15 protein-coding genes and 1 riboswitch are annotated in these 20081 nt (G+C 67.4%); of the genes, 10 read left to right on the top strand and 5 right to left on the bottom strand.

Annotated features, from left to right (window positions below):
* Positions 1-8: 8 nt before the first annotated feature.
* From minD to ACCQ05_RS15485, 3 genes are all read left to right on the top strand, one after another.
* On the top strand, positions 9-818 hold the full coding sequence (gene minD / locus ACCQ05_RS15475) for a septum site-determining protein MinD (RefSeq protein WP_372391321.1): 810 nt from the start codon (positions 9-11) through the stop codon (positions 816-818).
* Between the two features lie 2 nt (positions 819-820).
* On the top strand, positions 821-1078 hold the full coding sequence (minE, locus tag ACCQ05_RS15480; protein WP_104539532.1) for a cell division topological specificity factor MinE: 258 nt from the start codon (positions 821-823) through the stop codon (positions 1076-1078).
* Positions 1079-1235: 157 nt separating this feature from the next.
* Positions 1236-1727: a hypothetical protein gene (locus ACCQ05_RS15485; protein ID WP_372391323.1), complete on the top strand. Its 492-nt coding sequence runs from the start codon at positions 1236-1238 to the stop codon at positions 1725-1727.
* Positions 1728-1782: 55 nt separating this feature from the next.
* On the opposite strand, the gene ACCQ05_RS15490 is transcribed toward ACCQ05_RS15485, so the two are convergent.
* Positions 1783-3084, bottom strand: a complete 1302-nt coding sequence (locus tag ACCQ05_RS15490) for a sensor histidine kinase (protein ID WP_372391325.1) — start codon at positions 3082-3084, stop codon at positions 1783-1785.
* Complete coding sequence (locus tag ACCQ05_RS15495) at positions 3077-3793, bottom strand: response regulator transcription factor (protein ID WP_228961552.1); 717 nt, start codon at positions 3791-3793, stop codon at positions 3077-3079. The genes ACCQ05_RS15490 and ACCQ05_RS15495 overlap by 8 nt, the downstream gene beginning before the upstream one ends.
* A gap of 160 nt (positions 3794-3953) precedes the next feature.
* Between ACCQ05_RS15495 and ACCQ05_RS15500 the strand changes: the two genes are divergently transcribed.
* The 5 genes from ACCQ05_RS15500 to ACCQ05_RS15520 all read left to right on the top strand — a co-directional run bounded on the left by ACCQ05_RS15500 (position 3954) and on the right by ACCQ05_RS15520 (position 12537).
* The gene (locus tag ACCQ05_RS15500) at positions 3954-5681 is read left to right on the top strand and encodes an ArnT family glycosyltransferase (RefSeq protein ID WP_372391327.1); all 1728 of its coding nucleotides are present in this window, start codon (positions 3954-3956) and stop codon (positions 5679-5681) included.
* Positions 5682-5780: 99 nt separating this feature from the next.
* On the top strand, positions 5781-6545 hold the full coding sequence (locus tag ACCQ05_RS15505; RefSeq protein WP_372391329.1) for a phosphatase PAP2 family protein: 765 nt from the start codon (positions 5781-5783) through the stop codon (positions 6543-6545).
* Positions 6542-8206 carry a phosphoethanolamine transferase gene (locus ACCQ05_RS15510; RefSeq protein ID WP_372391331.1) on the top strand — a complete coding sequence of 555 codons (1665 nt, stop codon included), beginning with the start codon at positions 6542-6544 and terminating at the stop codon, positions 8204-8206. The genes ACCQ05_RS15505 and ACCQ05_RS15510 overlap by 4 nt, the downstream gene beginning before the upstream one ends.
* A 242-nt stretch (positions 8207-8448) precedes the next feature.
* Complete coding sequence (locus ACCQ05_RS15515; protein ID WP_372391334.1) at positions 8449-10470, top strand: M2 family metallopeptidase; 2022 nt, start codon at positions 8449-8451, stop codon at positions 10468-10470.
* A 132-nt stretch (positions 10471-10602) separates the two neighbouring features.
* Positions 10603-12537, top strand: coding sequence for an XVIPCD domain-containing protein (locus tag ACCQ05_RS15520; protein ID WP_372391336.1), 1935 nt, complete (start codon positions 10603-10605; stop codon positions 12535-12537).
* A gap of 256 nt (positions 12538-12793) precedes the next feature.
* On the opposite strand, the gene ACCQ05_RS15525 is transcribed toward ACCQ05_RS15520, so the two are convergent.
* Positions 12794-13198 carry a hypothetical protein gene (locus tag ACCQ05_RS15525; protein ID WP_228961546.1) on the bottom strand — a complete coding sequence of 135 codons (405 nt, stop codon included), beginning with the start codon at positions 13196-13198 and terminating at the stop codon, positions 12794-12796.
* Positions 13199-13214: 16 nt separating this feature from the next.
* A complete protein-coding gene (locus ACCQ05_RS15530) occupies positions 13215-14468 on the bottom strand; it encodes a multidrug effflux MFS transporter (RefSeq protein WP_372391338.1) in 1254 nt (417 codons plus the stop codon).
* Between the two features lie 265 nt (positions 14469-14733).
* Positions 14734-14848, top strand: a riboswitch (glycine riboswitch).
* A 99-nt stretch (positions 14849-14947) separates the two neighbouring features.
* On the opposite strand from ACCQ05_RS15530, the gene gcvP reads away from it, so the two are divergent.
* Positions 14948-17875, top strand: a complete 2928-nt coding sequence (gene gcvP, locus ACCQ05_RS15535) for an aminomethyl-transferring glycine dehydrogenase (protein WP_372391340.1) — start codon at positions 14948-14950, stop codon at positions 17873-17875.
* A gap of 120 nt (positions 17876-17995) precedes the next feature.
* Here the strand turns inward: gcvP and ACCQ05_RS15540 are convergent, their stop codons facing one another.
* Positions 17996-18229: a hypothetical protein gene (locus tag ACCQ05_RS15540; protein WP_372391342.1), complete on the bottom strand. Its 234-nt coding sequence runs from the start codon at positions 18227-18229 to the stop codon at positions 17996-17998.
* 246 nt (positions 18230-18475) lie between these two features.
* Between ACCQ05_RS15540 and ACCQ05_RS15545 the strand changes: the two genes are divergently transcribed.
* Positions 18476-20068, top strand: coding sequence for a carboxylesterase/lipase family protein (locus ACCQ05_RS15545; RefSeq protein ID WP_372394120.1), 1593 nt, complete (start codon positions 18476-18478; stop codon positions 20066-20068).
* Positions 20069-20081: the final 13 nt, after the last annotated feature.

Raw genomic sequence — 20081 nt, forward strand, 5'->3', positions numbered from 1 at the left:
GAAATCCTTTGGCTGAAATCATCGTAGTCACCTCCGGCAAGGGCGGCGTCGGCAAGACCACCACCAGCGCGAGCCTGGCCTGCGGGCTGGCACGGCGCGGCAAGAAGGTCGCCGTCATCGACTTCGACGTCGGTCTGCGCAACCTGGACCTGATCATGGGCTGCGAGCGGCGCGTGGTGTACGACTTCGTCAACGTCGTGCACGGCGAAGCCACGCTCAAGCAGTCGCTGATCAAGGACAAGCGCTTCGAGAACCTGTACGTGCTGGCCGCCTCGCAGACCCGCGACAAGGACGCACTGACCCAGGACGGCGTGGAGAAGGTGCTCAAGGACCTGGCCGCCGACGGCTTCGACTACATCGTCTGCGACTCGCCGGCCGGCATCGAAAAAGGCGCGTTCCTGGCGATGTACTTCGCCGACCGCGCGGTAGTGGTGGTGAACCCGGAAGTGTCCTCGGTGCGCGACTCCGACCGCATCATCGGCCTGCTCGACTCCAAGACCCGCAAGGCCGAGGAAGGCAAGACCGTGCCGGCCTTCCTGCTGCTGACCCGCTACAGCCCGGGCCGCGTGGAAGGCGGCGAGATGCTCAGCATCACCGACGTGGAAGAAGTGCTGGGCCTGAAGGCGATCGGCGTGATTCCCGAATCCGGCGACGTGCTCAACGCCTCCAACAAGGGCGAGCCGGTGATCCTGGATGCCGAGTCCCCGGCCGGCCAGGCGTATGACGACGCAGTCGCCCGCATCATGGGCGAGGAGCGCCCGATGCGATTCACATCCGTGGAGAAGAAGGGCTTCTTCAGCAAGCTGTTCGGAGGGTAAGCATGGGCCTGCTCGATTTTCTCAAGAGCAAGAAGAACACCGCCGAGACGGCCAAGAACCGCCTGCAGATCATCATTGCGCAGGAGCGCAGCCACCGCGGCGGGCCGGATTATCTGCCGCTGATGCAGCGCGAATTGCTGGAAGTGATCAAGAAGTACGTCAACATCGACGCCGATGCGGTGCGGGTTGATCTGGTCAAGGACGGCGAGCACGACGTGCTGGATATCTCGGTCGCCTTGCCGGAAGACGGCGACAAGTAAGCCTGGTCATGGATGCCGGCACGCCGTCCGTGCTCGCTGGCACGGAGCACGGTGGCGTGATGCGACATCCTTCCAGCGGCACCGTGCCTGCACGGTGCCGTTTCGGTTTCCGCCCATCGTGCGCCCTTGCGGCGCTCCCGACCGCGAGCCATTGCGTATGACCCCTCACCCCGCGACGGCGCCCGAGGCATCCGGCGTGCTGTGTGTGGCCGATATCGGCCTGGATGCGCCGGCTGCCCTGCTCGCACGCTACGGCCTGCGCCTGCATCGCGTGGCGACCGGCGCGCCGATACCGGGCAGTTTCTGGGGCGAACCGGAGGCCGGCATCATCGGCTGCGATGTGTATGTGCGCGACGACACGCCGGTGCATTCGATGCTGCACGAGGCCGGGCATCTGATCGTGCTGCCGGCCGACAGGCGCGCCGCCGTGCACACCGACGCCACCGATTCGGTGGATGAGGAAGATGCCACCTGTTACCTGCAGATCCTGCTGGCCGACCAGCTACCCGGCGTGGGCAGCGCACGGCTGATGGCCGACATGGATGCCTGGGGATACACCTACCGCCTGGGCTCCACCCGCGCCTGGTTCGAGCAGGATGCGGAAAATGCGCGCAGCTGGCTGGAGGCGCGCGGCTTGTTGCCAGCCTAGGAGCGGCGCCGTCAGCACCCGTCTGACGACTGCTCGCTACGTTTTGGTAGCCGCGCTAGGTCGCCCTCGATTCGGTCGTGGCGATCGCAGCGGACAGGTCCAGCGTCGCCACGGTGCCCTGCCCCGCATCGGATTCCAGCTGCAGGTGCCAGCCCAGGTGCTCGCAGAGCCGGCCGATCAGTTCCAGGCCGATGCCGTTGCCCTGCCGTGCGTTGCCGCGCGCCAGGCGCGCGTAGATGGCGCTGATTTCCTCCGGGCTCATTCCGTGCCCCGGGTCGGCGATGCGCACCACGCCCGGCGCGGACAGCCGGACGCGGATGACGCCGCGGTCGCTGTTCTCGATCGCGTTGCGCAGCAGGTTGCCGATGGCGGTCTGCACGATGGCCATCGGCGCGGTCAGGCTGCACGACGGGAGCGGGTCGATGACCACCTGCAGATCCTTGTCGGCACACAGATGCGCATGGTCGGCGACGATCTCCGGCAGCAGGTGATCCAGCCGCACGGCATCGCCGCTGCGTACCAGCCGCCCCGGATCCTTCGCAAGCACCAGCAGCAAGGTGATCAGCTGCTCCACCGCGGCGCTGGTCTGCGCGATGCGGGTGAGCTGGTGGCGCACCGCCGGCGGCGTGCCCGGCTGTTCCAGCGCCAGCTCCACCGCATTGCCGATCACCGCGATCGGGGTGCGCAGCTCGTGGCTGGCGCTGTCGATGAAGGCGCGTTCGCGCTCGACGAACTGGCTGTTGCGTTCCAGATAATCGTTGAGCGCATCGGCGATGACGTAGAGCTCGGCACTGCCCTGCGCGCCCACGGTGATCTGTTGCGCGCGTCGTTCCGGGCGCAACGCGCCGATGTCGCGGGCCAGCTCCACCAGCGGGTGCACCAGCCGCGCCATCGCGTAGGCGCCCATCAGCAAGGTGATGCCGATCAACGCGACGCCGGCCGCCAGCATCCAGCGGGTGAGAAATTTTTCCAGCGCCTCGAAATCGGTGATGTCCAGCACCAGCGCCAGGCGGCCGGCCTGCGGCGTGTCGCGCACCATCACTGCGCTCTGGCGGCCGGCGATCTCCAGCTCGTCGTGCAGGCCGGGGTGCAGCGTACGCAGCACCGGCGGCACGCCGGCCGAGCCATCGATGCGGTACAGCCGCAAGGTGTCCGAGTCCTGCCAGTGGTAGTCCGGATTGCGCACGCTGCGCTCCAGGATGCTGTCCAGTTCGGAATTCAGCAGCGAGCGCCACACGCCGTGCTCGGCACGCTCATGCAGATACTGCGCGGTGCCGAACACCGCCAACGTCATCAGCAAGGTGTAGCCGAACAGCCACAGCATGACGCGCCGGCCCAGCGGGCGCGGCCTAGCCATCGACGCACGCGTTGCCGGCCGATTCGCCGGCGGCATCCAGCGCCGCCAGGCGATAGCCGAGCCGCGGCAGGGTGTGGATCAGCTTCTGCGCGAACGGACCGTCCACGCTGCGGCGCAGTTCGTAGATATGCGAGCGCAGCATGTCGCCATCGGGCGGGTCGTCGCCCCACAGCGCCTGTTCCAGGCGTTGCCGGGTGACCGCTGCCGGACTGGCCTGCATCAGCACTTCCAGCAGCTTGCGGCAGGCCGGATACAGATGCAGCGCCTGGCCCGCACGGGTGGCTTCCAGGGTCGCCAGGTCCAGCCGCAGATCGGCCACCTGCAATACCTTGCCGCGGCGCCGACCATGTGCACGGGCGAGCAAGGCGTCGATGCGCACTTCCAGCTCGGGCAGCGCGAACGGCTTGGTCAGGTAATCGTCGGCCCCGGCGCGAAAGCCGGCGATCTTGTCGGGCAATTCGTCGCGCGCGGTGAGCATGATCACCGGCAGCTCGGAATGATGCTGCTCGCGCAGGCGGCGCAACACCTCCGGGCCATCCATGCGCGGCATCATCCAGTCCAGCACCAGCACGTCGTAGTGCTGGGTGGTGGCCAGATGCAGGCCGGTGATGCCGTCGGGCGCCGCGTCCAGGGTGTGCCCGCGGGCTTCGAAATAATCGAACAGGTTGGCAACCATGTTGCGGTTGTCTTCGATGACCAGCAGCCGCATGCGCGCGATTCCAGAACGGTCCGACAGGGACGCTGTGCGCATCCTACCCGAGGCCAGCCGGCCGCCGACTGCCCTCGTCGTTCGGCGCGCGCGGCGGCAGGGCTTCCGACAAAATTCCGACAAGGTCGCCAGCTATCGTTCCGCCCCTTTCACTCGAGGCGTGCGCGTGCCGCCAGCCACCTCTGCCTCCCTGCCCCACCGCCCTGCGCTGTTGGTGGCATTGCTGCTGATTGTCGTCAGCCTGCTGGCCGGCCTGGGGCTGCGCCAGCCCAATCCGCCGGACGAGCCGCGCTTCGTGCTGGCGGCACGCACCATGGTCGAGAGCGGCCAGTGGTTGCTGCCGCACCGTGGCAGCGAGCTGTACGCGGAAAAGCCGCCGGTGTTCATGTGGCTGCAGGCGGCGACCTATGAGCTGGTGCCGCACTGGCCGGTGGCGTTCCTGCTGCCCTCGCTGCTGGCCGCACTGGTCACGCTGTGGCTGACCTGGGATCTGACGCGCCGGCTGTGGAACCGGCGCGTGGCCGGCGATGCGGTGCTGGCCCTGTTCGCGGTGCTGCAGTTCGGCCTGATGGCAAAGCGCGCGCAGATCGACATGGTGCTGGTGGCGCTGACCACGCTGGCGTTGTGGGGAATGCTGCGGCATCTGCTGCGCGGGCCGGATTGGCGCGCGTGGACACTGGGGCTGTTCGCCGCCGGCGTCGGCACGGTCACCAAGGGCGTGGGCTTCCTGCCGCTGCTGCTGTTGCTGCCATGGATGGCGCTGCCGCGCAGGCACTGGAGCGTGCTGCCCGCGCGTGCGCAGGCCGGCCGCACCTGGTTGCTGGTGTTGCCGGCATTCGTGGCCGGCACCGCGGTGTGGCTGGGGCCGCTGGGCATCGCGCTGCTGCACAGCCAGGACCCGCAGTTGCACGCCTACGCGCACGAGTTGCTGTTCAAGCAGACCGGCACCCGCTACGCGCACGCCTGGCATCACGTCAAACCGGCCTGGTACTACCTGCAGGTGATCGCCACCTTGTGGCTGCCCGGCTGCCTGTTGCTGCCCTGGCTGTTGCCGGCGTGGTGGCGCCGGTTGCGGCGTGGCGATCCGCGCCATGTGTTGCTGCTGGCGTGGAGCGTGCTGGTCCTGCTGTTCTTCAGCGCCAGCCCGGGCAAGCGCGAGGTCTATATCTTTCCGATGCTGCCTGCGCTGTGCATGGCGGCGGCGCCGTTGCTGCCCGGGCTGCTGCGCAGGCGCGGCGTGCGCGCGGTGCTGACCGGCTACGTGGTGGTGCTGGCGCTTGCCGGGCTGGTGCTGGGCGGCGCGATCGCGCTGCATCTGCCCTGGGCGGAAACCACCGCCTTGAAGCGCGGGATGGAACTTGCCTCGCTGCGGCCGGTGGGATTCTGGCTGCTCGGCCTGGGCGTGATCGGTGCCGGCGCAGTGGCCTGGTCGCGCGGCAAACGCGCCGGGACGGCGGTGGTGGCGATGACCGCCGCGCTGTGGATGGTGCAGGGCCTGGGCCTGATGCCGGCGCTGGATCCGTACAGTTCCTCTGCACGGCTGATGCAACGCGTGGGGCAACGCATCGGGCCCGATGCCGAACTGGGCATGCTGGCCTGGCGCGAGCAGAACCTGTTGCAGGCCGACCGGCCGGTGACCGATTTCGGCTTCAAGGCGAGTTGGCAGGCGCAATGGGCCAAGGCCGGCCCGTGGCTGGCGCAAGCGCCGGAAAAACGCTGGCTGTTCGTGCTCGAGCAGGCGGTACCGGCCTGCATCGATCCGGCGCGGCGTATCGACATCGGCGAATCCAACCGCAATCGCTGGCAGCTGATTCCGGGCACGGCGTGGCATGCCGGCTGCACCACGACCGCGTCCGAACAAACCGGTGGCGACAGCGACGCAGACTGAACGACAGGTGTTGGGTTAACGCCTGAGCAACTCCGGTCCGACCGCTCTCCGACATCGGGGTTTCGAAGATGCCGGGCATTGACACAGCCCGACGTTTCGATGACCACGCTTCCGGTTTTTTCGCCTGCCCTGGCACGCACTGCCACCGTTGCACACACGCACTTTCTTGCCCGCCATCTGTGGCTGCCATTGGCGGGCGCGCTGGTAGCCAGTGCCTTGCTGATGGGCGCCGGCGGCGACCAATGGGTGGCCGATGCGCTGTATCGGCTGCAAGGCGGGCATTGGCTGCTCAAGGATCATTGGTTCACCAGCGGCGTGGTGCATCGTGTCGGCAAATGGTTGAGCACCGCAGCCGGCGTCAGCGTGGTGATCCTGGCCGTGGCGGCGTGGTGCAAGCCTCGCCTGCGCGTGCTGCGCTGGCCGCTCACCTATCTGGGCGCCTCGGTTGCAGTGTCGACCTCGCTGGTCTCGCTGCTCAAGTCATGGACTGCGATGGATTGCCCGTGGGACCTGAGCCGCTATGGCGGCACGCAGGCGATGGTGGGGCTGTTCGAATCGCGCCATGGCATTGCTGCGTCCGGGTGTTTTCCCGCTGGCCATGCCAGTGCCGGCTATGCGTGGGTGGCGCTGTATTTCTGCGCACTGTCGCTGCGCCCCGCATGGCGCCTGCAGGGGTTGTCCATCGGCCTGGCGGCAGGCCTGATCTTCGGCATCGCCCAGCAGTTACGCGGCGCGCATTTCCTGTCGCACGACCTGTGGTCGCTGGCGGTGTGCTGGCTGACCGCGCTGGGCTTGTACTACGTGATGCTGGCGCGCCCGCGTCGCGCGCTCCAACCGCTGCTGCCATCGGGGGATGCGGCATGAGCACCTGGCTACCGGAACCGCATGCGCGGATCGGCGCGCGATCGCTGACGTGGCGCATGCGCCCCACGGTGTCGACCGAGGCATTGATCCTGCTGTCGAGCCTGTTCTTTGCGCTGGTGTGCAACCAGCTGTTCTGGCGCACGGCGATGGCCACGCACCCGGGCAGTATTGGATTTGCGCTCTCGTTGATGGCGTTGCTGGTCGCCGTGCATGCGCTGCTGCTGGGGCTGCTGGTGTGGCGCTGGAACGCCAGACCTCTGCTGACGTTGCTCCTGTTCACCACCGCATTGGCCGCGCACTACATGGACAGCTACAACGTCTATCTGGACGCGGACATGCTGCGCAACGTGCTGCATACCGACCACAAGGAATCGCGCGAGCTGCTCACGCCCGGCCTGATCCTGCCGCTGCTGTGCTACTTCCTGATTCCGACAGTGCTGCTGTGGTGCATCCGTCTGCGCGTGCGCAGCATTGGCAAGTCGCTGCTGTGGCGGTGCGGCTTCCTGTTGGCAGTGGCCGTGGTGGGTGCGGGCGGTGCGATGCTGTCGTTCCAGGACATCTCGGCCCTGATGCGCAATCACCGCGAGGTGCGCTACTTGGCCACGCCGATCAACTACATCGTCGCGCTGCGCCAGAACCTGAAGTCCGACTCGCCGATCAAGCACGCCCCCAAGCAACCTGTCGAACACGATGCCATGGCCACCCCGCGCGCGTCAGGCAGCCGCCCGCGCCTGTTGCTGGTGGTGCTGGGCGAAACCGCGCGCGCGCAGAACTGGGGCCTCAACGGCTATGCGCGGCAGACCACGCCGGAGCTGGCGCAGGCCGGGGTGATCAATTTTCCGGACATGCATTCCTGCGGCACCAGCACCGAGGTCTCGGTGCCCTGCATGTTCTCGCCGTTCGGCCGCCGCGACTACAACGAAGACAGGATCCGTGGTCACCAGTCGCTGCTGCATGTGCTCGAGCACGCCGGCATTTCGACCTTGTGGCGCGACAACCAATCCGGTTGCAAGGGCGTCTGCGATGGCCTGCAACTGCAGAAACTCGATGACGCCACCACGCCGGGGCTGTGCGCCGATGGCCGCTGCATGGACGAAATCCTGCTCGGCGACCTGGCCGCGCAGGTGCGCGCCAAGCCCGGCGATCGGGTGGTGGTGCTGCATCAACTCGGTAGCCACGGTCCCAGTTATTTCGAACGCTACCCGGCGCAGTTCGAACGCTACAAGCCGGTCTGCAAGACCGCCGACCTGGGCAGCTGCAGCCGCCAGGACATCGTCAACGCCTACGACAATTCCATCAGCTATACCGACCATTTCCTCAGCCAGGCCATCCACACCCTGCGCGGCCTGCCCGACTACGACACTGCCATGATCTATCTGTCCGATCACGGCGAATCGCTGGGCGAAAAGGGCCTGTACCTGCACGGCGTGCCGTACGCCATTGCGCCGAAAGAGCAGACCCACGTGCCGATGGTGATGTGGTTCTCGCCGGAATTCGCGCGCGACCGCGGACTTGACGAGACCTGCCTGCGCCACCGCGCCGGCCAGTACACCGACCAGGACGCGCTGTTCCCCTCGGTGCTGGGCCTGATGCAGGTCAGGACCAGCATCTATGCACGCGAGCGCGATGTGTTCGCGCAATGCACGACGAAGACCGGCTGACAATGGACAAGGCGTACCGCCAGCGTGCCGGAGCTATCAGGGACGCAGACATGCCGCTTGCGGCCGGCGGCAGTCCGCCCCCGGGATTACGCAGCGCTGCGGGCTGCGACTTTCCGAACCGGACCTGCATCGCGACGACGCACTTGCCGGGTCGCCGCTACCGCGATTGAAACGGTCGTACCGCTTGCCCTGGCGCCTGGCGCGCTCTAGCCTTTGGCCGGACTTCACCGCAAGGACCACCCGTGAATCCTCGTCTGCTGTTGCTGGCACTGGCTGTCGCCGCCGGCGCCGTATCGCTGTCGGCCTGCCGTCGGGATGCGGCACCGCCAAGCCCCCCCACCGCGACCAAGCCCGCGCCCGCCGAAAGCGCCGACGCCTTCGTTGCGCGCATCAATGCCGAGTACAAGGCGGCGTATCCGGAGGTCACCGCCGCGCAGTGGCTGTCCTCGACCTACATCAACAGCGATTCGCAGTTGCTGGCGGCCAAGGCCAACGAGCGTTCGCTGGCACAGCTGGATCGCTGGATCGAACAATCCAAGCAGTACGCCGGCACGCCGATGTCGGCCGACAGCGCACGCGCCCTGCAACTGCTCAAGCTGATGAGCGCCCTGCCCGCGCCGCGCGATGCCGCCAAACTGGCCGAACTCACCCGTATCGCGGCCAAGATGGAAGGCGACTACGGCGCCGGCACTTACTGCGTGGGCGATGGCGAACAACGCCGTTGCCGCCAGCTCGGCGAGCTGGAACAGGTGCTGGCAAGCAGCCGCGACTACAACGAGCAACTCGATGCCTGGCAGGGCTGGCATGCCACCGCGCAGCCGATGCGCAAGGACTACCAGCGCTTCGTCGAGCTGGCCAACGAAGGCGCACGCGGCCTGGGCTTTGCCGATGTCGGGCTGATGTGGCGCAGCGGCTACGACATGCCGCCGGCGCAACTGGCGAGCGAAACGGATCGATTGTGGGAACAGGTCAAACCGCTGTACGCGCAGCTGCAGTGCTACGCGCGCGGCAAGCTGGATACCCAGTACGGCAAGGACAAGGGCGAGCTGCCCGGCGGGCTGTTGCCTGCGCACCTGATGGGCAATATGTGGCAGCAAGACTGGAGCAACCTGTGGGACCTGTTGCAGCCCTATCCCGGTGCCGGCGACCTGGACATCACCTCCGCCCTGGAAAAACAGTACCAGGGCAATCTGAGCGCGGTGCTGGCGCGCAACACCGGGGGCGATGGCGGTAGCGCCGCACGCTTCAACGCCGAGCGCGAGGCGCAGCTGCGCACCGCCAAACAGATGACCGAGCGCGCGCAGGAGTTCTACACCTCGCTGGGCATGCCCAAGCTGCCGGAAACCTATTGGAAGCGCTCGCAGTTCATCAAGCCGCTGGACCGCGACGTGGTCTGCCACGCCAGCGCCTGGGACATGAACATGGGTGGCGAACCGGGCCAGAACAGCGGCGCGGACGTGCGCACCAAGATGTGCATCAAGCCCACCGAGGAAGACTTCACCACCATCTACCACGAGCTCGGCCATATCTATTACGACCTGGCCTACAACCCGTTGCCGCCGCTGTTCCAGAACGGCGCCAACGACGGCTTCCACGAAGCGATCGGCGACACCATCGTGCTGGCGATGACGCCGAAGTATCTGCAGTCGATCGGCATGGTGGGCGAGCAGCAGGCCGGCCGCGAAGCGCTGATCAACTCGCAGATGCGCATGGCCTTGAGCAAGGTGGCGTTCCTGCCGTTCGGTTTGATGATCGACCGCTGGCGCTGGGGCGTGTTCGATGGCTCGATCACGCCGGAGCGCTACAACCAGGCCTGGTGGGAACTCAAAGCCAGATACCAGGGCGTGGCGCCGGCCAGCGCGCGCGGCGAGGAATTCTTCGATCCCGGCGCCAAATACCATGTGCCTGGCAATACGCCCTACACGCGGTATTTCCTTGCGCACATCCTGCAGTTCCAGTTCTACAAGGGCCTGTGCCAGGCGGCCGGCCACCAGGGCCCGCTGTACGAGTGCAGCTTCTACGGCAACAAGGACGCCGGGCAGAAATTCTGGTCGATGCTGCAACGCGGCTCCAGCCAGCCATGGCAGACCACGCTGAAGGAACTCACCGGCAGCGACACGCTCGATGCCGGTCCGATGCTGGAGTACTTCGCGCCGATGAACGAATGGCTCAAGCAGCAGAATCAGGGGCAGATGTGCGGGTGGCAGCCGGCGCTGGCGCCTGCTGGCGCGAGCAACGCGCCTGCACCTGCAGCGCCGCGCTGACGCGCCGCTCTGGCTGCGGCATGCGGCAGCCGCGACATCCGGTTGCCGCATAACATTCCTTTGATAACCGCCTGAAAGCCCGGCGATATACTGCGCGCCCGCTGCACAGGCGCAGCATGCAGGAAGCATCCCATGAGCAACGCCTCCACCGGCCCTGACGCGCGCGATGCAGATCGCAACACGCAGTTCATCGACGATGCGAACGATCGCGCGTTCGACCCGACCTACAGCAGCTCCAACAGCGAATACGCCGCGACGGTGGGAAGCGGCACCGTCTCGGTCACCCCGGCAGAGCAGTCGGCCAAATATTCGCAGACCAGCGAGCAGAGCATTGGCAATCCGACGCAGCCGCTGGGCGCAACCAGCCTGCGTCACGGCGGCTCGCTGAGCGCAGGCATTGTCAGCGATGCCGACGCAAAGACCACCACCTTCAGCCTTGAGGCCGACGCGCAGACCGGCCAGCAACAAAGCCTGCAATCCAGGCTCGGCGACAGCAAGCTGAGCGTCGAGGCCGGCGCCAGTGCCGGGCAGCGCATGCGCTACGTCCTGACGCTGCCCGGGGTCGATCAACCGCTGGAGGCCGCCAGGCAGGTCAATCCACTGCAGCCGGAGAGCCTTCCTATTGGCGCACGCGCGGTGATGGACACCCAGACGTTCGTGCAGCGCGAATCCTCGGCGAGCCTGCGCTCGCTGAGCACGCAGAGCGAGATCACCGAAGCCAGCGGCCGCAGCTACATGATCGAGCGCGTCGACGAGCGCCACGTGCGCGTGGTGACCGGGCCGAACGCGGCCATCGAGGCGGTGAATGCGCTTGGCGTCAAGGCGGGGCCGGCGCAGGCCCTGCTCGGGCGCGCCGACTCCCTGGGACAGTCGCAGGTCAACAGCGCGCAGTTCGACCTGGCCGATCCGCGTGCACGCGCGGCGATGGACGCGTTCGTGCGTGAGGGCAGGATTGCCCCGGGCGTGCCCGGCGTCGATGAAATGCAGACGCTGGAGCGGGTCAATTTCAGCTCGCAGCAGCGTCTGCAGCTGGAACTGGGCCCACTCAGCGCCGATGTCGCCGGCAACCGCAACGAAGGCAGCCAGGTGCGCATCAGCACGCCGGGCCAGGATGGCTATACCGTGGTGCAACAGCTGCGCTATGGCGACAACGTGCCGCTGACGATCGTGCGCCAGTACGACGGCAACGATGCCGAGCGCACGGAGCAGCGCAGCTACCGTTTCGAGATCGATGGCGACGTGGCCGCGCCGGGCCTGCTGCAGCGCCTGGGCGGACGCAACGAGGCCAGCGAGGAAAAGGCGATCGCGCAGACCCTCAACAGCGTGTTGAGCGGCGAGATGACGGGTGACGGCGCGATTGCGCCGGGCCAGAAGACCACGCTGGAGTTCAGCGAGGTGCAGATGCAGGCGTTGCTGGAGCAGACCCGCGCCAGCGCCAACGCCAGCAGGATCGGCGGCAGCGCGCTGACCTCGCTGGTCGGCGACCGCGATGCCCCGGCGCAGTCGCCCGAGCAGTTCGCGATCGCGATGGCCCGCAACCTGGGTGGATCGCCTTATGCGTTTGCCGAACGGCTGCAGCACATCGCCGACGGCGCGGACGGGAGCTACGACGGCCAGCTGCAGCGTGTCGATGCCACCGTACTGCCGCGACCGGCAGATGCCGCCCCGGCGCTTGCGGACCCGCGCGATGCAGCGCACCCGGATCACGCCCTGCTGCAGCAATGCACCGCGGCAGTGGAGCGCCTGCAAGCGGCGCCCGGCCCCGCGGCCGGAATGGATGGCGAACGCCTGGCCCTGGGGTCGGTGGTGGCCGCACGCGAAAATGGCTTGCAACGCGTGGATCACGTGCTGCTCGGCAACGATCCCGCGCGTGGTTTCGTGGTGCAGGGAGCGCTCGACTCGCCAGCCCACCTGCGCGGCAGTTTCGATGCAAAGGCCGTGCAGGAAGCGCCACTGGAAGCCAGCCTGCAGCGCCTGCAGGCGCTGGCCCCCGGCTTGGAGCGCGATGCCGTTGCACAGTCACAGCAGACACAGCAGGAAACGCAACGACAGGCACCGGCACGCTGAGACAGCGCGCCAGGTCGTCGCACTGACGTCCCGGATCGGAAGAGTTCGATCGCAGCTGCGGCCAACCACTGTGTTGGCCGCGTGCGCTGGCGACATCATCGGCGGCTGGCTGGCCGATGATGTCGCGCGACACATCTCCGGGCGCCAGACCTGAGCCCCCCTGTCGCTCGCCCTGGCGGCAGGTGCAGCAAGCCGGTGATCGGCCCCAACCGCCGCGCACCTCGACGCGCCCGCGACGGCAGGCGGCGAGAGTGGCTCAATTGAGCTTGGCGCCCCCCTGCAAGCGCTCGCTCAATCTGGTCTTGAATTGCTCGAACTCCATGCCGTCGGCCTGGGCTTCGGCATGCGCGGCGTCCTTGAGCGCGTCCGAATAGGTCAGCCGCACCGGCGTGCCCTGGCGTTCGTGCAGTTCGGCCGCACGCATGATCAAGGCCAGCACCTGTGCGGCGCTGGTGCTCTCGCCGGCGATGCGGCCGTCCATGCCCAGTACCCATTCGCCATCGCGGCGGACGATGCCGGCCAGCAGGGTGCGTTGCTGGTCGCGCAGTTCGGCGTGCGGCTCGATCGGAGAGACCGGCGCGGGATTGGCGGCGGCCTGGTTGCGCTGGCGCTCGGCGGCGCGTTTGCGGGCATCGCGGCGCAACTTGGAATCGGTGGACATGCAGGCTCCTGTCGGGTCAAAGGTGGTCGGCCGGTTCCAGTGGGACCGCCTCGGTCGCCTGGCGGTGACGCAGGCGGCGGCCGCTGCGGCGCTCCCAGCGCCAGAATAGCCAGCCCAGCAAGAAAAAACCGGTCATGCCGATCGCCAGATGCCGCGGGTGTTCACTCAGCAGCGGCGACAGTACCCCGGCCACCAGCGTATTGGTCATCAGCTGGGTGAAGGCCTGCAGCGAGGACGCCAGGCCGCGCTGGTGCGGGTACATGTCCAGCACCGCCAGCGCCAGGATCGGGAAGATCAACGCCATGCCCACGCCGGCCAGGAAGATCGGCAGCACCGCCCATGGCAGGGCGATCTGCGCCACGGTCATGGTGTAGCCCAGGTTGGCCAGCGCAGCCACGCCGCAACAGATGAAGCCGATGCGGATCTGCCGCACCGGCTGCATGCGCCCGGCCATGCGCCCGGACAGGAACGAGCCCAGCGTCATGCCGCCGATGGTGGGGATGAACAGCCAGGCGAAGTCGCCCTCGCCCAGACCCAGGTGCTGCATGATCAGCACCGGGGCCGAGGCGATGTACAGGAAGATGCCGGCGAAATTGAACGCCCCGGCCGCAGCCAGCCGCTGGAAACGCGGGTTGAAGCCGATCCGCACGTAGTCCTGCAGCAGGCGCTTGAACTGCAGCGGGGTACGCGCCTGCACCGGGTGGGTTTCCGGCAGCCAGACCAGGGTGGCCACCAGCAGCACCAGCCCGAATGCCACCAGGAACCAGAAGATCAGCGGCCAGCCAGCGCCGCTGAGCAGGATCCAGCCGCCGATGATGGGCGCGATGGCCGGCGCAATGCCGAAGATCATCGACACCTGGCTCATCAGCCGCTGCGCATCCGGGCCATGGAACAGGTCGCGGATCACCGCCCGTCCCACGATCATACCCACGCCCGCCGACAGGCCCTGCAGCGCGCGGAACGCCAGCAGCGTCGGCAGGTCCTGCGACAGCGCGCAGCCCACCGAGCCGGCGATGAACAGCACCAGCCCGCCCAGGATCACCCGCTTGCGGCCCCAGGCGTCGGACAGCGGCCCATGCGCGATGCTCATCGCCCCGTAGGCCAGCAGATAGACGCTGATCGTTTGCTGGATCGCCACCTGGTCCACCGCCAGGCTGCGACTGAGCCGCGAGAACGCCGGGAAGATGGTGTCGATGGAAAACGGGCCGAACATCGCCAGCCCGGCCAGCAGCAGCGCCATGCGTCGGGTGGAAGGCGTGGTGGGGGTCATGCAGGGATCCGAAACGTGGTGCATCGGGGGACGCACGCCGGCACCTGCCTGTCGCAGTGCCGGGATGAGCACAAGGACGCCGATGATAGGCGCTTGCGTTGCCAAGGTTAAGCAAACGCGAGTGCGCCACCCACCGGGGCGCCCCTGCCGGCCCGCCCCACGGCGCGCAGCCACGCTATAATTGGCCGGCAACACGGTGGGAGAAGCGGCACTGCCGCTGCCGAAGGCGCAACAGCCCGTAATCGCTCAGGCCCGATACCATCTTCAACACAACTCTGGAGAGACCGGCCGATGCCGGCGCCGAAGGGGCACGGAACGCAGGCAGGCACTACGCCAGGCCGCATTCCTAAACTCTCAGGCAAAAGGACAGAGGGGCGCGAGGAAGACCGCCACTGCGGCAGGTGATGGCGCGCCCATGCGCGTCATGCCGGTCGCGGTGCTTCCGACCTTTCGCATGCCCTCTGCCCCGGATGCCCGCCATGTCCCACACTCCGTCTTCCCTGCGCGACCTCGAACACCACAGCGCGTTCGTCGAACGCCACATCGGCCCCAACGACACAGAAATCGCGCAGATGCTGGAGGTGGTCGGCCACGCTTCGCTGGATGCGATGACCGATGCCATCGTGCCGGGCAACATCAAGTCGCCGGCCGCACTTGCGCTGCCCGAGGCGATCACCGAAGAAGAGGCGCTGGCCAAGATCCGCGCCATCGCCCGCAAGAACCAGGTGCAGCGCAGCTTCATCGGCCAGGGCTATTACGGCACCCACACGCCGAAGGTGATCCTGCGCAACATCCTGGAAAACCCGGCCTGGTACACCGCCTACACGCCGTACCAGGCGGAAATTTCGCAGGGCCGCATGGAAGCGCTGATCAACTTCCAGACCCTGTGCGCGGATCTGACCGGCATGCAGATCGCCAACGCCTCGCTGCTGGACGAAGCCACCGCCGCGGCCGAGGCGATGACGCTGGCCAAGCGCTCGGCCAAGTCCAGATCCGACACCTTCTTCGTGCACGACGCCGTGCACCCGCAGACGCTGGAACTGCTGCGCACCCGCGCCGAGCCGCTGGGCATCGTGCTGCGCGTCGGCACCCCGGAAGAAGCGCTGCAGGCCGAGTGCTTCGGCGTGCTGCTGCAGTATCCGGACAGCTTCGGTCACATCGGCGACCACGCCGCGCTGGCCGATGCCGTGCACGCGCAAGGCGGCCTGGTGGCCGTGGCCACCGACCTGCTGGCACTGACCCTGATCGCCGCACCGGGCGAATGGGGCGCGGACATCGTGGTCGGCAATTCGCAGCGCTTTGGCGTGCCGTTCGGTTTCGGCGGCCCGCATGCGGCCTTCATGGCCTGCCGCGATGCCTACAAGCGCTCGATGCCCGGCCGGCTGATCGGCGTGTCGATCGATGCCGCCGGCAACCCGGCGTATCGCCTCACCTTGCAGACGCGCGAACAGCATATCCGCCGCGAAAAGGCCACCTCCAACATCTGCACCGCGCAGGTGCTGCTGGCGGTGATGGCCTCGATGTACGCGGTCTACCACGGCCCCGATGGGCTGACCCGCATCGCGCGACGCACCCATCGCCTGGCCGCGATCCTGGCTGCCGCCCTGCGCAGCGCCGGCGTCGACGTGGGCGAGCAGTTCTTCGACACCCTGCACGTCAAGGCGATCGATGCCGAGGCCATCCATGCGCGTGCGCGTGCGGCCGGCATCAACCTGCGCGCCATCGACAGCGAGGCAGTGGGCATCAGCCTGGACGAAACCACCACGCGTGCCGACGTGGTCGCGCTGGCCGCGTTGTTCGGCGCCACTGCAGAAGTGGACGCACTCGATGCCACCACCGCCGATGCGTTGCCGCAGGGCCTGCTGCGCACCAGCGCGTTCCTGACCCACCCGGTGTTCAACACCCACCACAGCGAGCACGAACTGCTGCGCTACATGCGCTCGCTGGCCGACAAGGATCTGGCGATGGATCGCACCATGATCCCGCTGGGCAGCTGCACCATGAAGCTCAACGCCACCGCCGAAATGATCCCGGTGACCTGGCCCGAATTCGGCGCGATCCACCCGCTGGCCCCGGCCGAGCAGTCGGCCGGCTACGCGCAGCTGATCGATGAACTGGAAGCGATGCTGGTCGAGTGCACCGGCTATGACGCGGTGAGCCTGCAACCCAATTCCGGTGCGCAGGGCGAGTACGCCGGCCTGCTGGCGATCCGCGCCTATCACCGTGCCCGCGGGCAAGCGCATCGCGATATCTGCCTGATCCCCGAATCCGCGCACGGCACCAACCCGGCCTCGGCGCAGATGTGCGGCATGACGGTGGTGGTCACCAAGTGCGATGCCAACGGCAACGTGGACGTGGACGACATACGCGCCAAGGCGGAAAAGTATTCCGATCGCCTGGCCGCACTGATGATCACCTACCCGTCCACCCACGGCGTGTTCGAAGAAGACGTGGTGGCGATCTGCGAAGCGGTGCATGCGCATGGCGGCCAGGTCTACACCGACGGCGCCAACATGAATGCCCTGGTCGGCGTGGCCAAACCGGGCAAATGGGGCTCGGACGTGTCGCATCTGAACCTGCACAAGACCTTCTGCATCCCGCACGGCGGCGGCGGCCCGGGCGTCGGCCCGTGTGCGGTCAAATCGCACCTGGCCCCGTATCTCCCGAAGACGCTTCCTATTGCCGGCGTCCGTGCCGGCGAGAATCAAACAGCTGCCATCCATGGCAGCGGATTCAACGGCGGCGAAGGCGACGTCGGCATGGTCAGCGCTGCCAGTTACGGCTCGGCCTCGATCCTGCCGATCAGCTGGATGTACGTGACCATGATGGGCAGCGCCGGTCTGCGCAAGGCCACGCAAGTGGCATTGCTCAACGCCAACTACATCGCCAAGCGCCTGGCACCGCACTACAAGACGCTGTACACCGGCCGCAATGGCCTGGTCGCGCACGAGTGCATCCTCGACGTGCGCCCGCTGGAAAGGACCAGCGGCATCGGCGCCGAAGACATCGCCAAGCGGCTGATCGACTTCGGCTTCCACGCACCGACGCTGAGCTTCCCGGTCGCCGGCACGCTGATGGTGGAACCGACCGAAAGCGAATCGCTGCACGAACTGGACCGCTTCATCGACGCGATGATCCAGATCCGCGAAGAGATCCGCGCCATCGAAGACGGCCGCCTGGACCGCGAGGACAACCCGCTCAAGCACGCCCCGCACACTGCCACCCAGGTGTCGGCCAGCGAGTGGACCCACGCCTACCCGCGCGAACTGGCCGCCTTCCCGCTGCCCAGCCTCAAGCAGCAGAAGTACTGGCCGCCGGTGGCACGCGTGGACAATGTCTACGGCGACAAGAACGTGATGTGCGCGTGCATCCCGGTGGATGCGTACAAGGACGATGTGGTGGCGTAACTCCGCGCCATTGCAGTCCTGTCGTCACACCCGGCCGTGTCCGTTGCGGCCGGGTGCGACGGCGAGCATGGAGCCAGCATGTTGCCGGTGATGGCAGCCATCGTCAGGCCGCATACGGCGCTAGCGCTGGCGACGTTCGCGCCGGCGTCGTACGCCCCACGCGAGCATCACCGCCACACCTACCAGGACAATGGCCAGAATAGGCCAAAGCACCAGCTCGGCCAGCACTCCGCAGCCGCCTTCGCTACAGTCGAACTGGCCGCTCAAGGCCCACCAATAGGCCAGGTGAAAGGCGAACAGGGCGCAAACCCCGCAGATCCCTGACCACGAGAGGAATTGCTTCAACCGTGTCATGCCGACCGTCCCTGCATACGCTGCCATCCAGGCCGGACGTATAGCACAAGTGCTTTCGCTATCGGCAGCGGCGCAGGCCCGCGTCCACGCATTGAATCGCGCTCACATGCATCGCTGCGCCATCGCTCGTTGACTCCTCCCTCAGCATGCACTTGCGATGCTGGCAGGCATCGACACAGGAGAGCGCGCGCAGTGATCAAGCTCGATATGACCAGACGCCTGTGCACGCTGAGCTGCCTGCTGCTGATGGCTTGCAGCATCTCCAGCTGCGCACCACGTCGTCCCGGCGAAGTGCCGGCACTGGTCCATGCACCCGATGCGCGTACCGACGTGGTACAGACACAGGCCGGACCGGTGCGCGGTGTTGCCAGTGCGCTGGGCCGGGCGTTTTTGGGCGTGCCGTTTGCGGCGCCGCCGGTGGGCGCGCTGCGCTTCCGCGCGCCGCAGCCGGTGGCGGCGTGGACGCAGGTGCGCGATGCCACGCAGGCCGGTCCGGCCTGCCTGCCGCGCTATCGTTTCGGGCAGAAGCATGTCTCCGAAGACTGCCTCACGCTCAACCTCTATGCCCCACCCGGCCCTGCGCCCGCGCATCCGCGCGCGGTGATGGTGTGGATCTACGGCGGCGCCCTGCAGTTGGGCAGCAATGTCGATTACGACCTGAGCGCATTGGCGGCACGCCAGGATGTGATCGTGGTGGCGCCCAACTACCGGCTGGGCGTGTTCGGGTTCCTTGCGCACCCGGCGCTGCGTGGCGAAGGCGAAGGCGCCTATGCCCTGCTTGATCAGCAGGCGGCATTGCGCTGGGTGCAGCGCAATATCGGCGCCTTTGGCGGCGATCCGCGCAACGTCACCGTGTTCGGCGAATCGGCCGGTGCCTGGAGCATCTGTTACCAGCTGGTGTCGCCAGGAGCGAGGGACCTGTTCCAACGTGCCATCCTGCAAAGCGGCAGCTGCCTGGCTGCCGATTCCAGCATCGCGCGCAACGCAGCCGAAGCCGGCGGCACGCGCATGGCGCAAACGCTGGGATGCGCCGGCGGTGCGGATGCGGCGACGTGCCTGCGCGCGTTGCCGGCCGATGCCATCGCCGATGCCAGGCCGCAACGGCGTGGCCTGACCGGCCGCGATGCCTGGGCACCGATGAGCGGCGGCGACGTGCTGCCTGTGCCGCCTGCTGCCGCCATCGCCAGCGCGCAACAGATGCAGGTGCCCGTCATGATCGGCACCAATCGCGACGAAGGGCGGCTGTTCGCGCAGCTGCTGTCTTATGTCGGCGGGCTCACGCTGCGCAGCGGCTATGCCGCCCGCGTGGAACGCATGCACCCCGACTCCAGCCATGTGATGGCGCAGTACGCGGACATCGCCGCGCAGTCGCGCTGGAATGCGTATGCCGACATCGTCACCGATAGCGGCTTCGCCTGCCCCAGCCGCCGGCTGGGACAGGCATTGCGTACGCAGGCGCCGGTGTATGCATATGAATTCGATGATGCGCATGCGCCCTACGGCCTGCTCCGCCTGCCGTTCTCGCCGCCGCTGGGCGCGTATCACGCTTCCGAGCTGGTGTACCTGTTCCAGCGCCCGTGGGTGCTGAGCGGCACCCCGCGATTCACTGCCGCGCAGCAGGCGTTTTCCACAACCCTGCAGGATTATTGGGGTGCGTTCGCGCGTACCGGCGACCCGAATGGCGATGCTCGTCCGCCGTGGCCGCGCTTCGATGGCGAGACCCCGTTGCTGCTGTCGCCGCAAGGAATCGGGCCGGCCGCGGATTTCGTGCAGCGTCACCGCTGTGCGTTCTGGGATGCGCACGCGGACGCGGACGCGCCCTCACCGGCACTGCCGTGATCTTCGCATCAGG

The organism is Xanthomonas sp. NCPPB 3582, from assembly GCF_041475735.2.
Taxonomy (GTDB): domain Bacteria; phylum Pseudomonadota; class Gammaproteobacteria; order Xanthomonadales; family Xanthomonadaceae; genus Xanthomonas; species Xanthomonas codiaei.

What these genes read in the sequence shown, in the direction of transcription:
- gcvP (WP_372391340.1), top strand. Translation starts at nt 14,948, where the DNA reads ATGTCCCACACTCCGTCTTCCCTGCGCGACCTCGAACACCACAGCGCG.
- ACCQ05_RS15495 (WP_228961552.1), bottom strand. Translation starts at nt 3,793, where the DNA reads ATGCGGCTGCTGGTCATCGAAGACAACCGCAACATGGTTGCCAACCTG.
- ACCQ05_RS15520 (WP_372391336.1), top strand. Translation starts at nt 10,603, where the DNA reads ATGAGCAACGCCTCCACCGGCCCTGACGCGCGCGATGCAGATCGCAAC.
- ACCQ05_RS15485 (WP_372391323.1), top strand. Translation starts at nt 1,236, where the DNA reads ATGACCCCTCACCCCGCGACGGCGCCCGAGGCATCCGGCGTGCTGTGT.
- ACCQ05_RS15505 (WP_372391329.1), top strand. Translation starts at nt 5,781, where the DNA reads ATGACCACGCTTCCGGTTTTTTCGCCTGCCCTGGCACGCACTGCCACC.
- ACCQ05_RS15510 (WP_372391331.1), top strand. Translation starts at nt 6,542, where the DNA reads ATGAGCACCTGGCTACCGGAACCGCATGCGCGGATCGGCGCGCGATCG.
- ACCQ05_RS15530 (WP_372391338.1), bottom strand. Translation starts at nt 14,468, where the DNA reads ATGACCCCCACCACGCCTTCCACCCGACGCATGGCGCTGCTGCTGGCC.
- ACCQ05_RS15540 (WP_372391342.1), bottom strand. Translation starts at nt 18,229, where the DNA reads ATGACACGGTTGAAGCAATTCCTCTCGTGGTCAGGGATCTGCGGGGTT.
- ACCQ05_RS15490 (WP_372391325.1), bottom strand. Translation starts at nt 3,084, where the DNA reads ATGGCTAGGCCGCGCCCGCTGGGCCGGCGCGTCATGCTGTGGCTGTTC.
- ACCQ05_RS15525 (WP_228961546.1), bottom strand. Translation starts at nt 13,198, where the DNA reads ATGTCCACCGATTCCAAGTTGCGCCGCGATGCCCGCAAACGCGCCGCC.
- minE (WP_104539532.1), top strand. Translation starts at nt 821, where the DNA reads ATGGGCCTGCTCGATTTTCTCAAGAGCAAGAAGAACACCGCCGAGACG.
- ACCQ05_RS15545 (WP_372394120.1), top strand. Translation starts at nt 18,476, where the DNA reads ATGGCTTGCAGCATCTCCAGCTGCGCACCACGTCGTCCCGGCGAAGTG.